Origin of the sequence: Pantoea sp. Morm (assembly GCF_016643525.1) — a bacterium.
In the GTDB taxonomy this organism is placed as follows: Bacteria; Pseudomonadota; Gammaproteobacteria; order Enterobacterales; family Enterobacteriaceae; genus Pantoea; species Pantoea dispersa.
On the sequence record NZ_VOQX01000026.1, the window covers coordinates 1 to 14547 of the forward strand.

At 57.0% G+C, this 14547-nt stretch carries 13 protein-coding genes; 6 read left to right on the forward strand and 7 right to left on the reverse strand.

Translation table 11 applies throughout. From position 1 onward, the window contains the following. The first annotated feature begins 345 nt into the window (after window positions 1–345). The 4 genes from uxuA (at window position 346) to uxuR (ending at window position 5336) form a co-directional block, all read left to right on the forward strand. The gene (gene uxuA, locus FT726_RS11295; RefSeq protein WP_288421812.1) at window positions 346–1524 is read left to right on the forward strand and encodes a mannonate dehydratase; all 1179 of its coding nucleotides are present in this window, start codon (window positions 346–348) and stop codon (window positions 1522–1524) included. A 64-nt stretch (window positions 1525–1588) separates the two neighbouring features. Continuing rightward, window positions 1589–3070, forward strand: coding sequence for a fructuronate reductase (locus FT726_RS11300; RefSeq protein ID WP_346302817.1), 1482 nt, complete (start codon window positions 1589–1591; stop codon window positions 3068–3070). After that, window positions 3067–4485 carry a glucuronate isomerase gene (uxaC, locus tag FT726_RS11305; RefSeq protein ID WP_288421815.1) on the forward strand — a complete coding sequence of 473 codons (1419 nt, stop codon included), beginning with the start codon at window positions 3067–3069 and terminating at the stop codon, window positions 4483–4485. The genes FT726_RS11300 and uxaC overlap by 4 nt, the downstream gene beginning before the upstream one ends. Window positions 4486–4559: 74 nt before the next feature. After that, window positions 4560–5336 carry a Uxu operon transcriptional regulator gene (gene uxuR, locus FT726_RS11310; protein WP_031280188.1) on the forward strand — a complete coding sequence of 259 codons (777 nt, stop codon included), beginning with the start codon at window positions 4560–4562 and terminating at the stop codon, window positions 5334–5336. Window positions 5337–5763: 427 nt separating this feature from the next. On the opposite strand, the gene FT726_RS11315 is transcribed toward uxuR, so the two are convergent. From FT726_RS11315 to pth, 3 genes are all read right to left on the reverse strand, one after another. After that, complete coding sequence (locus FT726_RS11315) at window positions 5764–6378, reverse strand: Fic family protein (protein WP_058757532.1); 615 nt, start codon at window positions 6376–6378, stop codon at window positions 5764–5766. Window positions 6379–6776: 398 nt separating this feature from the next. Further along, entirely contained in the window at window positions 6777–7868 is a 1092-nt protein-coding gene (ychF, locus tag FT726_RS11320) for a redox-regulated ATPase YchF (protein WP_288421818.1), read from the reverse strand. Between the two features lie 107 nt (window positions 7869–7975). Further along, on the reverse strand, window positions 7976–8563 hold the full coding sequence (gene pth / locus FT726_RS11325) for an aminoacyl-tRNA hydrolase (RefSeq protein ID WP_021509932.1): 588 nt from the start codon (window positions 8561–8563) through the stop codon (window positions 7976–7978). Between the two features lie 261 nt (window positions 8564–8824). Here pth and ychH point away from each other — a divergent pair, with 261 nt between their 5' ends. Beyond that, window positions 8825–9103 carry a stress-induced protein YchH gene (ychH, locus tag FT726_RS11330; protein WP_021509933.1) on the forward strand — a complete coding sequence of 93 codons (279 nt, stop codon included), beginning with the start codon at window positions 8825–8827 and terminating at the stop codon, window positions 9101–9103. On the opposite strand, the gene FT726_RS11335 is transcribed toward ychH, so the two are convergent. The 4 genes from FT726_RS11335 to lolB all read right to left on the reverse strand — a co-directional run bounded on the left by FT726_RS11335 (window position 9100) and on the right by lolB (window position 13060). Next, window positions 9100–10269 (reverse strand): GGDEF domain-containing protein, encoded by a 1170-nt coding sequence (locus FT726_RS11335; protein ID WP_288421820.1) that lies wholly within the window; start codon window positions 10267–10269, stop codon window positions 9100–9102. The two genes, ychH and FT726_RS11335, sit on opposite strands and share 4 nt — an antisense overlap. Window positions 10270–10494: 225 nt before the next feature. Then, the gene (prs, locus tag FT726_RS11340; protein WP_006118899.1) at window positions 10495–11442 is read right to left on the reverse strand and encodes a ribose-phosphate diphosphokinase; all 948 of its coding nucleotides are present in this window, start codon (window positions 11440–11442) and stop codon (window positions 10495–10497) included. 137 nt (window positions 11443–11579) lie between these two features. Beyond that, complete coding sequence (gene ispE / locus FT726_RS11345; protein WP_346302818.1) at window positions 11580–12437, reverse strand: 4-(cytidine 5'-diphospho)-2-C-methyl-D-erythritol kinase; 858 nt, start codon at window positions 12435–12437, stop codon at window positions 11580–11582. Then, window positions 12434–13060, reverse strand: a complete 627-nt coding sequence (gene lolB, locus FT726_RS11350) for a lipoprotein insertase outer membrane protein LolB (protein WP_021509937.1) — start codon at window positions 13058–13060, stop codon at window positions 12434–12436. The genes ispE and lolB overlap by 4 nt, the downstream gene beginning before the upstream one ends. Window positions 13061–13276: 216 nt before the next feature. Between lolB and hemA the strand changes: the two genes are divergently transcribed. Then, the gene (hemA, locus tag FT726_RS11355; RefSeq protein ID WP_021509939.1) at window positions 13277–14533 is read left to right on the forward strand and encodes a glutamyl-tRNA reductase; all 1257 of its coding nucleotides are present in this window, start codon (window positions 13277–13279) and stop codon (window positions 14531–14533) included. Window positions 14534–14547: the final 14 nt, after the last annotated feature.

A 14547-nucleotide genomic window follows, 5' to 3' on the forward strand; every position in this document is an offset into this window, starting at 1 on the left:
TAACAGCATGTGTGAGCAACGTCTGTGACTGCCTGGCCGGAGGTGGAGTCCATACCGGCCAGCGCATAACCCCTGGCCCTTGATTGCCGGGCGTGGTGTGATGCGTCCTGTTTTAACTATCCGCCGGGAGTGAACCACAGTTAGGCCAGGTGGTCGCCAGCCTGATGCGGTATTTGTGATCTGGTTAACCAAAATCATTTATCAGGTTGACTTCCGGCAGTGAAAAGCCGAATTTGACGCTGCGCAGGCACTTTTTATGACTCATGAAGCGCTTCGCTTGTAAAATTGGTCAACCAAAATGGAGGGGCTTTGAGGATGATGCTCAGGCCCGCAGGAGAAAACGACATGAAGCAGACCTGGCGCTGGTATGGCCCTGACGATCCCGTTTCACTTGCCGATGCCCGACAGGCGGGCGCTACCGGCATTGTGACTGCCCTGCATCACATTCCTAACGGCGAAGTGTGGCCGGTGGAGGAGATTTGGCAGCGCAAAGCGATGATTGAGGCGGCCGGGCTGGTCTGGTCGGTGGTGGAGAGTGTGCCGATCCATGAGGAGATCAAAACCGGCAGCGGGCAATGCCAAAAGTGGATCAGCAATTATCAGCAGTCGCTGCGCAATCTGGCGCAGTGCGGCATCCACACCGTGTGCTACAACTTCATGCCGATTCTGGACTGGACGCGCACCGATCTGGCGTTCGAGCTGCCGGATGGCGCGAAAGCGCTGCGCTTCGATCAGATTGAATTTGCGGTATTTGAGCTGCATATCCTGCAGCGTCAGGGCGCAGAAAATGATTACAGCGCTGACGAGATAGCCCAGGCCGCTGCGCGCTTCGCCAGCATGAGCGAAGAGCACAAGCTGCGGCTGACGCGTAACATCATCGCCGGATTACCTGGCGCGGAAGAGGGCTACACGCTGGCGCAGTTCCGTGCTCAGCTGGCGCGCTATGACGGCATCGACAAAGCCCGGCTGCGCGAAAACTTCGCCACGTTTCTGCGCGGCATTATCCCGGTCGCTGAAGAGGTCGGTATTCGTATGGCGGTACATCCGGACGATCCGCCGCGCCCGATCCTCGGCCTGCCGCGTATCGTCTCCAATGCCGACGATCTGCAGTGGATGATCGACACCATCGACAGTCCGGCCAACGGCTTTACGATGTGTACCGGCTCCTACGGCGTACTGGCGGAAAATGATTTAGCCGGCATGGTGAAACGTTTTGGGCCGCGCATCTATTTTGCCCATCTGCGCTCAACCCGACGTGAAGCCAACCCCAAAACTTTCCACGAAGCCGCGCACCTTGGCGGCGATGTCGATATGTTTGCGGTGATCAAAGCGATTGCCGAAGAGGAGCAGCGCCGTCGTAATGCGGGGCAGGAAGACCTGATCCCGATGCGGCCCGACCACGGGCATCAGATGCTGGACGATCTGCATAAGAAAACTAACCCGGGTTATTCCGCGATTGGCCGGCTGAAAGGTCTGGCTGAGATTCGTGGCGTTGAGCTGGCGATACACCGCGCCTTTTTCTGACGCCGGTCGCCCTGTACCGCTTGCCCGGCGGACGCGCAGTCGCGCCGGACACTGAGGAGTTCACATGCAACACAACCTTGCCGACGCCAGCATTAAGGTGGCGCGGCCCGCATGGCAGCAGCAGCGGCTGGTGCCGCGCATCGTGCATATTGGCTGCGGCGCGTTTCATCGCGCGCATCAGGCGCTCTATCAGCACCATCTGCTGAAGATAAGCGACAGCGACTGGGGCATTTGCGAGGTCAACCTGATGTCGGCCAGCGGCAGACAGCTGGTGGAACAATTGCGCGCGCAGAATTTGCTCTACAGCGTCACCGAGCAAGGCGCGACGCGTCATGACGTCAAAATCATTGGTTCCGTACACTCCGCGCTGCACCCGGCGCTGGACGGTTGTGACGGCATTCTTAACGCGCTTGCCCGCGCGGAAACCGCCATCGTCTCGCTGACGGTAACCGAAAAAGGCTATTGCACTCATGGCGCAACCGGCGAACTGGACAGTACTCATCCGCTGATCGTGCACGATCTGGCCCATCCCCGGCAGCCGAAATCCGCCATTGGCTTTATCGTTGAGGCGCTGCGCTTGCGGCGTGAAGCCGGGTTAGCGCCTTTTACCGTGCTGTCATGCGACAATCTGCGTGATAACGGCCACGTCGCGCGGGCTGCGGTCATCGGTCTGGCACAACGGCAGGATGCGGCGCTGGCGGCATGGATTGAGCAACAGGTTACATTTCCCTGCACCATGGTTGACCGCATCGTGCCGGCCGTGACGGAAGAGACGCAGCGCGAGATTACCGGGCTGCTGGGCATCGCCGATCCCTGCGGTGTCGCCTGCGAACCGTTTCGTCAGTGGGTGATTGAAGATAACTTCGTGGCGGGACGTCCCGACTGGCAGCGCGTTGGTGCGCAATTTGTTCCGGATGTCGCCCCCTACGAGTTGATGAAACTGCGTCTGCTGAATGGCACACACTCGTTTCTGGCATATCTTGGCTACCTCGGCGGTTGTGAAACTATCGCTGAGACCATGCAGCTGCCCGCTTACCGTCAGGCCGCGCTGTCGCTGATGCTGACTGAACAGCGGGCCACGCTGACGATGCCGGCAGGCAGCGATCTGAACGCGTATGCGCATCAACTGCTTGAGCGCTTCAGTAATCCGTCGCTGCGCCATCGCACGGCGCAAATTGCCAGCGATGGCAGTCAGAAACTGCCACAGCGCATGCTGGATTCGCTGCGTTATCATCTGCACCACGGCAGTGACTGCCGGCATCTGCTGCTCGGCATCGCGGGCTGGATGCGTTATATCCTCGGCGAAGACGAGAAGGGCGAGCGCTACCCGGTGGCTGATCCGCTGGTCGCGAAGTTTGAGCGGATTAATCAGCAGTTTCCTTCAGGCCCCGCGCGCGTGCAGGCGCTGCTGGGCATTAACGAGATCTTTGCGGACGATTTACCCGCCAATCCGGCCTTTGTTGCCGCCCTGCAACACACCTATGACCGCCTGTGCCAGCAGGGTGCCAGAGTCGCGGTTGCATCCCTCAATCCGGAGGCCAAATGAAGCGCTTTATGGATGATGATTTTCTGCTGCACAGCGAGGTGGCGCGTCGCCTGTATCACGACGTGGCGGCGGAGATGCCGATCTATGATTACCACTGCCACCTCAATCCGCAGGAGATTGCAGAAGACCGGCAGTTTGCCAACCTCGGGCAAATCTGGCTGGAGGGCGATCACTACAAATGGCGCGCATTGCGCGCGGCGGGCGTAGAGGAATCATTGATCACCGGCAACACCACCAGCGATTACGATAAATACCTGGCCTGGGCGCAGACCGTGCCGAAAACGCTCGGCAATCCGCTCTATCACTGGACGCATCTGGAGCTGCGCCGGCCGTTCGGTATCACTGACACGCTGTTTGGACCGGAAACCGCACCGCGCATCTGGCATGAGTGTGCGGAGAAGCTGGCCACGCCTGAATTTTCCGCGCGCGGCATCATGCGCCAGATGAACGTACGCATGGTGGGCACCACCGACGATCCGATCGACTCCCTGCAGTACCATCGTCAGATAGCTGAAGACAGCAGCTTTGATATTGAGGTGGCACCGAGCTGGCGTCCGGACCGGGTGTTCAAGATTGAGCTGGAAGGATTCAGCAATTACCTGACCCGGCTGGAAGCCGCCGCGGATGTCAGTATCGACAGCTTTGATGCGCTGCGTGTGGCGTTACTGCGCCGTCTGGACCACTTTTCCGCCCATGACTGCCGCGCTGCCGACCACGGCATTGAAACGCTACGCTATGCTGCGGTGCCAGCCGACAGCGTGCTGGATGGCATTCTCGCCAGACGCCGCAGCGGGGCGGCGCTGAGCGAGCTGGAGATTGCGCAGTTCAGTACCGCTGTGCTGGTGTGGCTGGGCGCGGAATATGCCCGTCGTGGCTGGGCGATGCAGTTACATATCGGTGCGATCCGCAATAACAGCACGCGCATGTTCCGTCAGCTCGGCCCGGACAGCGGTTTCGACTCCATCGGCGATCATCCTGTTGCCTGGCCGCTGGCGCGCCTGCTGGACGCGATGGACACCAATGACCAGCTGCCAAAAACCATTCTTTACTGCCTCAATCCGCGTGACAACGAAGTGCTGGCTACCATGGCGGGTAACTTTCAGGGCGCAGGCATGGCGGGCAAGATGCAGTTCGGCTCTGGCTGGTGGTTCAACGATCAGCGTGACGGGATGCTGCGGCAACTGGAGCAGCTGGCGCAGATGGGGCTGCTCAGCCAGTTCGTTGGCATGCTGACCGATTCGCGCAGTTTTCTCTCATATACGCGGCACGAATACTTCCGCCGCATTCTGTGCAATCTGTTTGGCGAGTGGGTGCGTGACGGCATTGTGCCGCACGATGAAGCCGCGCTGGGCGCGATGTTGCAGGATATTTGCTTCCATAACGCCCGACGCTACTTCACCCTTAACCCACGGTGAAAATCACGCCCTGTGTTATAGTGCAGGGTAGAAAATTTGGCGGCCTAATGTCTGAACCAGCAGAAAAGAGCGTTATGAAACCACAAGCTTCAGCACAGCGACCCTATCAGGAAGTGGGCGAGATGCTTCGCAATATGATTACGCAGAAACAGTACGCGATTGGCGAGCGGTTGCCGCCGGAGCGTGAACTGGCGATGCTGCTGAACGTCACGCGCACGCTGGTGCGTGAGGCGCTGATTATGCTGGAGCTGGAAGGGTTGATTGAAGTGCGGCGTGGTGCAGGCATTTACGTGATCAACGACACGCCGGCACCGCGTGCCGCTGCGCAAACCGCCTGCAATGCGGCCGGTCCGTTTGAGATGCTGCAGGCCCGTCAGCTGCTGGAGAGCAATATCGCCGAATTCGCTGCGTTACAGGCGACGCGTGAAGACATCATCAAAATGCGCCAGGCGCTGGCGCTGGAAGAGCGTGAGCTGGCGTCAGGCGCAGTGAACGACAGCGAAAACGGCGACCGCAATTTCCATCTGGCGATAGCCGAAGCCACGCACAACAGCATGCTGGTGGAGCTGTTCAAACAATCCTGGCAGTGGCGCGAAGACAACGTGATGTGGAGCCAGCTGCATCGACATCTGATCAACACCAACTACCGCAAAAAGTGGCTCGACGATCATAAAAAGATCCTCGCCGCCTTAATCAAGAAAGACGCGCGCGCCGCGAAACAGGCGATGTGGCAGCACCTGGAAAACGTCAAGCAACTGCTGCTGGAGTTCTCCGATGTGGACGACATCGATTTCGACGGCTATCTGTTTGAGTCATGGCCGCTGTATGCCACTAACGGATCGGATAATTAGCCTGGCGTAGCTGCTTCAGTAATCATTCGCGCGGCCGCGTTGCTGCCATTCAGTCAATGAAACCGCAATTCGCACAATAGCCGGAGCGGCGCGATTTATCGCCTTGTGTGGAGTTTATTTACCGGGCTCATGAGATTGTGTGAAGCCTGATGGCACATCAGATTGCCGAGCCAGAAGGGGACGTGATGTTGTTTCAAAGCTTTGATATACTCTTGAGGCTATAGTGTCTTACGCAACTGCACTGATGTAGAGAGGGCTTAATGAGCAACAACAGAAAAAAAGCGCATTCAGGTTATGCTAAACCTTCTCGCTCCGACATCATTCGCTCAGTAGCGACGTCAACGGCTGTTGAAACTGGCCAGTCTTCAGCTAGCGTCGAGGCTTCACTGGAAGCCGCGCGCAAAAAATTCGCGCATCTTCGACTGGCTTAGTGCCTTCTCAGTGCCCGACTGACCCAGTATTTCATTGGCGCGTAGTCCATTGACATACCAGCATGAATAGCCGAAATATACTGGGTTTTATTCTGCTCCCAGCTTTGATAATCCAGCGGTTTGTATCCTCCCTGAACCGCCATGACATCCGCTAACAGCCGCGACAAACGTCCGTTTCCTTCTCTGAAGGGATGTATAAGTATCAGCTCGACATGGGTAACGGCGATAGCAATGATGAGTTCTTCTTCTTCCATGACGTTACAGGGCGTGTAATGCGCAAGATACTTGTTGTATTCGTTCAGCAGTTTTGGCAATTGTGCTGAAGGCGCAAACATAAAACCACCCTTGCTAATATTGACCGTTCTCTCTTGTCCAGCCCATTCGTAGATGTTACCCAGCCAGCGGCGATGCCAGCTTTTTAGTAGCGCGACGTTAAGTTTCCCTTCGGGAAAGTTTTCTTCAAAAACTGACTGGTAGAGTTGTTCTAACAGAACAAGTTCTGCCTCGTTCATCTCAGTGGAATCGGTGAGCCCCAGCTTATTGGCCATGACCTGCTCGCCTGAGTCTTTTTCAAACTTACCTTCACTGCCAGCAACATGGTATCGGCTCATGAGTGCGCTCTGTAATAATGACAAACGAAGCGTAAGTATATTTAGGTCCATCAGGTTTATCAGCCAATCCTGCCCCGAAACCTTTCGTTCATCAGGATAAGTTAAATTGCTGTATATCCAGGGAGTACCGTTGGTTGCAGCCAGGCTGTACCTCAATAGCATCAGCCCGGTTGCCCGTTTCGATCAAACAGGTAATGTGGTTCGGTAAGGGGAGCTATAAGTAGCGCTGCAGCCGAGATTTTGACCAGCCGCCGTAAAGAGTGCGATGTGACTGGCGCTGGCAATTTATCCCCGCCCGTAAAAAGCATGTAATAAAAAATCCAAGCAATTGCGTGGATTTTATAGTTATTGCGCTCTCTATGAGGCTCGGTGAAACCTCATGAGACGGCACATTTTATTTAAACGTTAAACAGGAAGTTCATCACATCGCCATCTTTCACGATGTACTCTTTACCTTCTGAACGCATTTTGCCGGCTTCTTTCGCACCCTGTTCACCTTTGTATGTGATGAAATCTTCGAACGCGATGGTCTGAGCGCGGATAAAGCCTTTCTCGAAGTCGGTGTGGATTTTACCGGCTGCCTGCGGTGCGGTGGCGCCAACCGGGATGGTCCAGGCACGTACTTCTTTCACGCCTGCGGTGAAGTAAGTCTGCAGGTTGAGCAGGGCGTAACCGGCGCGGATCACGCGGTTGAGGCCCGGCTCTTCCAGGCCCAGTTCGGCCATGAATTCGTCGCGCTCTTCATCTTCCAGCTCGGCGATGTCCGATTCCACTGCCGCACAGACCGGCACCACCACTGAGCCTTCGGCTTCAGCAATCGCGCGCACCTGGTCGAGATACGGGTTGTTCTCGAAACCGTCTTCATTAACGTTGGCGATGTACATGGTCGGCTTCAGCGTCAGGAAGCTGAGATAGCGGATCGCTGCTTTCTCATCGGCGTCCAGCGACAGCGAGCGCAGCATACCGGCGTTTTCCAGATGCGGCAGGCACTTCTCCAGCGCGGCCAGTTCCGCCTTAGCATCTTTGTCGCCGCCTTTGGCTTTCTTCTGGCAGCGCTGAATGGCACGTTCGCAGGTGTCGAGATCCGACAGCGCCAGCTCGGTGTTGATGACATCAATATCTTCTGCCGGGTTTACTTTACCGGAGACGTGGATGATGTTGTCGTTTTCAAAGCAGCGCACTACGTGGCCGATGGCTTCAGTTTCGCGGATGTTGGTCAGGAACTGGTTGCCCAGGCCTTCACCTTTCGACGCGCCTTTTACCAGACCGGCGATGTCCACGAACTCCATGGTGGTTGGCACCACGCGCTGTGGCTTAACAATCTCGCTCAGCTGATCGAGGCGCAGGTCAGGCATCGGCACCACGCCGGTGTTGGGTTCGATGGTGCAGAACGGAAAGTTGGCTGCTTCGATACCCGCTTTGGTCAGCGCGTTGAACAGGGTGGATTTACCGACGTTCGGCAGGCCCACAATACCGCATTTAAATCCCATGATCTTACCTTTCTCACTGAGTGTGCAGCGCTGGCAGACAGCGCCGACTGATTCAAAAATTTTCGCGCATTATACACAGAATTCCCTGCGGCGGCGCGGGAATTGGCTTAGCTGGCTTTGAAGGCGTGCAGACGGTTCATCGCCTTAATCTTATCTTCTTTTAGCCACAGTTCGGTGCAGCGCACCGCTTCGTCGACCGCCTCGTCAATCAGCTTCTGCTCGCTGGCCGGTGCCTTGCCGAGCACAAATCCGGTGACCTTGTTACGATCGCCCGGATGGCCGATACCGACGCGCAGGCGATGAAAATTGTTGTTATTACCGAGCTTGCTGATGATGTCTTTCAGGCCATTATGACCGCCATGGCCGCCGCCCTGTTTGAATTTCGCCACGCCTGGCGGCAGGTCCATTTCATCGTGTGCCACCAGAATCTCTTCCGGCGTAATGCGATAGAACGTCGCCATCGCCGCCACCGCTTTGCCGCTCAGGTTCATAAAGGTGGTAGGCACCAGCAGGCGCACATCCTCGCCGGCCAGCGACAGGCGCGCGGTGTAGCCGAAAAACTTCGGCTCCTCTTTGAGAGACTGATTATGGCGCGAGCAAAGTAAATCCACATACCAGGCACCAGCGTTATGGCGCGTTGCCGCGTATTCAGCGCCGGGATTGGCCAGCCCCACAATCAGTTTAATGCTGCTCACGATGTTTATCCTGTCTCGCTGCGAAAGGGCGATAGTTTACTGCCTGCCGGCGGGGATGACAAAGGGCGCAATGACAGATTAATGACCAAAGGTGACTAATCAATTTCTATCGAAATCAATGTGCTGGCGGTAAAGTTTTGTCAGACATTGTGAAGGATGTGTGATCCTGTACGCATCTTAACCGCCAGCCATTGCCTAAACTTATGGCCAGTTAACCAAACGTGCTGTTTTCTGCGTTGCTGAAAAGGATGGAGGTGAATCATGAAACGTCAACACTGCCGCACCGTCGGTAATGGTTTGATGTGTCTCGGCTTGTTAACCATGGTACTCGGGGTGGGTTATTCCATCATTAACCAGCTGCCGTCGGTCAACCTGCCACAGTTCCTCGCGCATGGAGCGATGTTCAGTATTTTCGTGGGTGCGCTACTGTGGCTGGTCGGCGCACGCGTCAGCGGGCGGGAGAGGGTGGAAGACCGCTATTACTGGTTGCGTCACTACGGTGATAAACGCTGCCGTCGCGATCACCACTCAACGCACTAACCGGCTTCCGCCATTGCCGCCTGCGGCGTCTGATAACCTTCGACGCGGTTACGTCCGGCGGCTTTAGCGCGATACAAGGCTTCATCAGCCAGCGCCAGCAGGGAGGGAAACGCCTGATGACGCTGGCTGGCAGTGGCAAAGCCAATGCTCACTGTATAACCGATGTCGTTGGGTAGCGACAGCTGTGTCGCCAGCCGGATACGCTCACAGATGCGCTGCGCCTGCTCACTGTCGCCAGGAAGCAACGCGGCAAACTCCTCACCGCCCAGCCGGGCAAACTGACCCTCAACCGGCATTAACGCTTTTACCACCTGACAAAAATCCACCAGCACCCGATCCCCCTGCTGATGGCCATAGCGATCGTTAATGCTTTTGAAATGATCGAGGTCGAACAGCACTGCACTGTAAATATAGGGCTGCGGCAAACGTGCGTGGCGCAGCAGCAGTTTTTCTGCGGCCTCAAACAATGCGCGCCGGTTCCAGACGCCGGTAAGCGGATCGTGCAGCGACGCCAGCTTATGGGCGATCTGCGTACGCTCATTGACCATCGCCAGGATAGTGAATGTCAGGCCGATGACGAAGAGGATCGACTCCAGAATCACATACACCGAAAAGCCGGACCCGCCAATGGCGCCCGGTACGGGGGGGGCTACCGCATCGTCAAGGAAAATGCGCGCCAGATGGAACAGTAAGTGGATCCACAGCAGTATCTGCGCGGGCCAGAAAGTGACGGTCAGCGAGGCGCGTGCCTGCCACTGCAGACGAATCAGCGCGGCGGTAAAGATGATGCACAGCAGGCACATGACCAGCACGCGTTTCGGCTGGCCGTGATAGAACTGCGGAAAGGCACAAAGCAGCGCCCACAACAGCGCGCCAGTGATCCAGCAAAAACCGAGCGGAAGGCGGCAAAAAGTACGAAAGGCGTTGAGCAGGGTGCCGTAGGCCAGCAGCATGATGACATTCCCGACCGCCACCGGCAAAAAGTGTAAACCGGCGCTGCGCAGGCTGCTGAGCAGCACGGCGGCAAGCGTCAGTATTAGCGTCAGTGTGGTAAAACCCAGCACCCGGTCGTACTGCGCCCCGACCCAGGCAAAAATCAAAATAATGCTCAGAAACCCCAGCACGTAGAGCTCGCAAATAAACAACGTATAAATGTCGAGTGGCATGGTGGTCGGAGTTCTCAGCAAAAGTGTGGTGAAAAATATCACTAATCACTGGACCGCTAAAGCCCGGATGCGCTTGTCTGATAAAAAGAGTGGAAGGCGGGGAGATTGGTGGATTTTGAGGCCATTTATCGCGCAAATAGTGGCGGCGGAAGCGGCTTTATCGGGATGTTACTCCGCCCACAGGCAATAAAAAACCGGGCAGGGCGCCCGGTTTTTCGCGAACAATTAATGTTCGAACATCGCCGAAATCGATTCTTCGTTGCTGATACGACGAATGGCTTCGGCCAGCATGCCAGACAGCGTCAGCGTACGCACGTTTGGCAGTGACTTCATCTCTTCCGACAGCGGAATAGTGTCGCAAACAATCACCTGATCAATCACTGATTTGCGCAGATTTTCCACCGCGTTGCCAGAGAAGATTGGATGGGTGGCGTAAGCGAACACGCGTTTCGCGCCGCGCTCTTTCAGTGCTTCAGCCGCTTTGCACAGCGTACCGCCGGTGTCGATCATATCGTCGACCAGTACGCAGTCACGACCGGCAACGTCACCGATGATGTGCATCACCTGCGACACGTTCGCACGCGGGCGACGTTTGTCGATGATGGCCATGTCGGTGTCGTTGAGCAGTTTGGCGATAGCGCGAGCGCGCACTACGCCACCGATGTCCGGCGAAACCACAATTGGGTTTTCCAGACCAATCTGCAGCATATCTTCCAGCAGAATCGGGCTACCGAACACGTTATCCACCGGGACATCAAAAAAGCCCTGGATCTGTTCAGCGTGCAGGTCAACCGTCAGTACACGGTCCACGCCGACGCTGGAGAGGAAATCAGCCACAACTTTGGCGGTAATTGGCACGCGGGCAGAACGCACGCGGCGGTCCTGACGGGCATAGCCAAAGTAAGGGATTACAGCAGTAATACGACCAGCAGAAGCCCGACGCAGTGCGTCGACCATCACAACCAGCTCCATCAAGTTATCATTGGTGGGGGCACAGGTGGACTGGATGATGAAAATATCACCACCGCGTACATTTTCATTAATCTGTACACTTACTTCGCCATCGCTGAAACGGCCGACAGCGGCGTCTCCGAGGCTGGTGTAAAGGCGGTTGGCAATACGTTGTGCTAGTTCCGGGGTGGCGTTACCAGCAAATAGCTTCATATCAGGCACGAGAAGAACCTCAGGCTTGGCGTCCAGAGAATGAACCGCTCAAAAATAACCGGCGAATACATTTGAGCCTGTTCATACGGGTGTGTTAATGCGTCACGTGCAGTGTCTGGAACAGGGTGACACTGTCACGTTTACGCTTAGAGCCCGGAAAGGGTACGCTGTAACGGCGAGAGATTAAGCCCACGCGCCACAAATCCGCACATCCATTTCGGGGCAAGCTCCAGCACCTGACGAGCAGCGGACTCGGTGTCAAATTCAGCAAACACGCAAGCGCCGGTCCCTGTCAGGCGCGACGGCGCGTATTCTAGCAGCCAGGAAAGCAGCGCATCAACCTCACGAAAACGTTTTCTTGCTACCGCTTCACAATCATTGTGAAAAGGACGCTGCAACAGTTCATCTAATGTGCGTATTGGTGAATCGCGCGTCAGTTCAGGATCGCGAAACAGATCCGGGGTGGCGATGCTGACGCCAGGATGGGCCACCAGATACCATTTTTCCGCCGGAAACGCGGGCTGCAATTGCTCGCCGACCCCTTCGGCAAACGCCGCATGGCCGCGCACGAATACCGGCACATCGGCACCGAGGCGCACGCCAAGCGTAGCCAGCTCATCCACGCTGAGCTGGGTGCGCCACAGATGGTTCAGCGCCACCAGCACCGTCAGGGCATCAGACGAGCCACCGCCCAGACCACCGCCCATCGGCAGGCGCTTCTCCAGCGCGATCCGGGCACCGGCCTGCGGCGGCAGGGTGCCTTTGTCCGCCGCTGCGGCACGTAGCGCCAGCGCCGCCCGCACGATCAGGTTGTCTTCATCGGCCACGCCGTCGAGCGGCGTCAGCAGGGTGATATTGCCGCTGTTATCCGGGGTAATCTCCAGGGTGTCGCCAACATCGAGAAACTGAAACAGCGTCTGCAAATTGTGGTAGCCGTCTGCACGACGGCCGGTAATGTAGAGAAACAGGTTGAGCTTTGCCGGCGCGGGCCAGGTGGTGATCATTGTGTGGTCCAGCTATCCATGCGCAGTTTGATGCGCTGACCGCCTTCGGTCAGTTCGAGGTTGGCCGGCAGCGGCGGGTTCACCTTGCTGTCGTAATCGCTGATATTCACCTTCCACTGCTGGCCGTTGCGGCTGTAGGTCAGGCTTTGCAGCTGATAGTTGTTGTTCAGCTGATAGTCGCTGGCGTCGCCAGGCAGACCCATCATCCACTGACGCAGGTTCGCCAGCGGAATATCCATGCCGGTGAGCTGGGAAATCATCTTCTCCGCGTCGTTGCTGACGTAGCGTTTGCCTTTGTTATCGACAATCTGCACCACCGAACCCTGCGCGTCGAGCTGCAGTTCTGTGCTGCCGAGCGGGTTAGTCAGCAGCAGACGGTAACGGTCTGCAGCAGTTTGCTGCCAGTTGAAGCGGGCATAAACCTTCTGCTTATCCGACAGATAGGCAAAAGCGCCGCGCGTCTGGTACTGGGTAATTTTCGCTACCGCCTGCTGGTGTTGCTGCCACTGCGGCGATGTCGTGCTGGGACCGGGACCTTGCTGGGGTTTGTTGATGCTACAGGCAGCCAGCAACACGCTGGCAAGGGGCAAAAGGCGCAACAGCTGGCGCGGGGGCAAATGCATCACGTGGTCGTCTCCTCAGACACGTTTTTACGTCGTAACCGGTAACGCTAACCATCCGTCTCTGTGCCGTCAATGGCGATGTCAGGATAATTGCGCACGATCAGTTTAATCTTATTACAGTCATAGGCTTTGTATGGCTTTTCTTGATCTGTTGCATCTTGTAGAATGCGCAGCACAAAACCTGACAATTATTGGGACTTCCCAACCCGAATCACCATGACGCTGCTTGCTCTCGGAATCAACCACAAAACCGCACCTGTTGCGCTGCGCGAACGTGTTTCGTTCACGCCAGACACGCTGGACCAGGCGCTGAACAGCTTGCTGTCTCAGCCGATGGTGCAGAGCGGGGTGGTGCTTTCTACCTGTAACCGGACGGAACTCTACCTCAGCGTAGAGCAGCAGACCGATCTGCAGGAGCAGCTGGTGCGCTGGTTGTGCGAGTATCACGACTTACGTGAAGAGGACGTGCGCAACAGCCTGTACTGGCATCAGGATAACGCGGCGGTCAGCCACCTGATGCGCGTGGCCAGCGGACTCGACTCGCTGGTGCTGGGCGAGCCACAGATTCTCGGTCAGGTCAAAAAAGCCCATGCTGACTCCTCGCGCGACCATGCGCTGAGCAGCGAGCTGGAACGCATGTTCCAGAAAACCTTCTCGGTGGCCAAGCGCGTGCGCACCGAAACCGAAATCGGCGCCAGCGCGGTGTCGGTCGCCTTTGCTGCCTGCTCCTTAGCCCGTCAGATTTTCGAATCACTTAGCAGCGTTAACGTGCTGCTGGTTGGTGCCGGTGAAACCATCGAACTGGTGGCGCGCCACCTGCGCGAACACAGCGTGCGCAAACTGATGATCGCCAACCGCACGCGTGAACGCGCACAGCTGCTGGCGGACGAAGTCGGCGCCGAAGTGATTGGCCTTGCCGATATCGAAACCCGCCTGGCCGATGCCGATATCATTATCTCCTCCACCGCCAGTCCGCTGCCGATTATTGGCAAAGGCATGGTGGAACGGGCGCTGAAGGCGCGCCGCAATCAGCCTATGCTGCTGGTGGATATCGCCGTGCCGCGCGATGTTGAGCCGGAAGTGGGCAAGCTGGCCAACGCTTATCTGTACAGCGTGGATGATCTGCAGGCGATCATCGAGCAGAACATGGCGCAGCGCAAAGCGGCGGCGGTGCAGGCGGAAAGCATTGTGGTGCAGGAGAGCGGTGAATTCATGGCCTGGCTGCGCGCGCAAAGCGCCGGTGAGACCATCCGCGAATACCGCGCGCAGGCTGACGACGTGCGCGCCGAGCTGCAGGATCGTGCGCTGGCGGCATTGCGTCAGGGTGCTGATGCCGAAAAAGTCTTGCAGGAGCTGGCACACAAGCTCACCAACCGTTTAATTCATGCACCAACCAAATCACTGCAGCAGGCCGCGCGCGACGGCGACAGCGAACGCCTGCAGATCTTACGTGACAGCCTCGGTTTAGAGTAATCTGGTCTGTCACG

Bases quoted from the DNA above. Each gene is read 5' to 3' on its own strand.
- uxuA (WP_288421812.1), top strand. From the start codon at position 346: ATGAAGCAGACCTGGCGCTGGTATGGCCCTGACGATCCCGTTTCACTT.
- FT726_RS11300 (WP_346302817.1), top strand. From the start codon at position 1,589: ATGCAACACAACCTTGCCGACGCCAGCATTAAGGTGGCGCGGCCCGCA.
- uxaC (WP_288421815.1), top strand. From the start codon at position 3,067: ATGAAGCGCTTTATGGATGATGATTTTCTGCTGCACAGCGAGGTGGCG.
- uxuR (WP_031280188.1), top strand. From the start codon at position 4,560: ATGAAACCACAAGCTTCAGCACAGCGACCCTATCAGGAAGTGGGCGAG.
- FT726_RS11315 (WP_058757532.1), bottom strand. From the start codon at position 6,378: ATGAGCCGATACCATGTTGCTGGCAGTGAAGGTAAGTTTGAAAAAGAC.
- ychF (WP_288421818.1), bottom strand. From the start codon at position 7,868: ATGGGATTTAAATGCGGTATTGTGGGCCTGCCGAACGTCGGTAAATCC.
- ychH (WP_021509933.1), top strand. From the start codon at position 8,825: ATGAAACGTCAACACTGCCGCACCGTCGGTAATGGTTTGATGTGTCTC.
- FT726_RS11335 (WP_288421820.1), bottom strand. From the start codon at position 10,269: ATGCCACTCGACATTTATACGTTGTTTATTTGCGAGCTCTACGTGCTG.
- ispE (WP_346302818.1), bottom strand. From the start codon at position 12,437: ATGATCACCACCTGGCCCGCGCCGGCAAAGCTCAACCTGTTTCTCTAC.
- lolB (WP_021509937.1), bottom strand. From the start codon at position 13,060: ATGCATTTGCCCCCGCGCCAGCTGTTGCGCCTTTTGCCCCTTGCCAGC.
- hemA (WP_021509939.1), top strand. From the start codon at position 13,277: ATGACGCTGCTTGCTCTCGGAATCAACCACAAAACCGCACCTGTTGCG.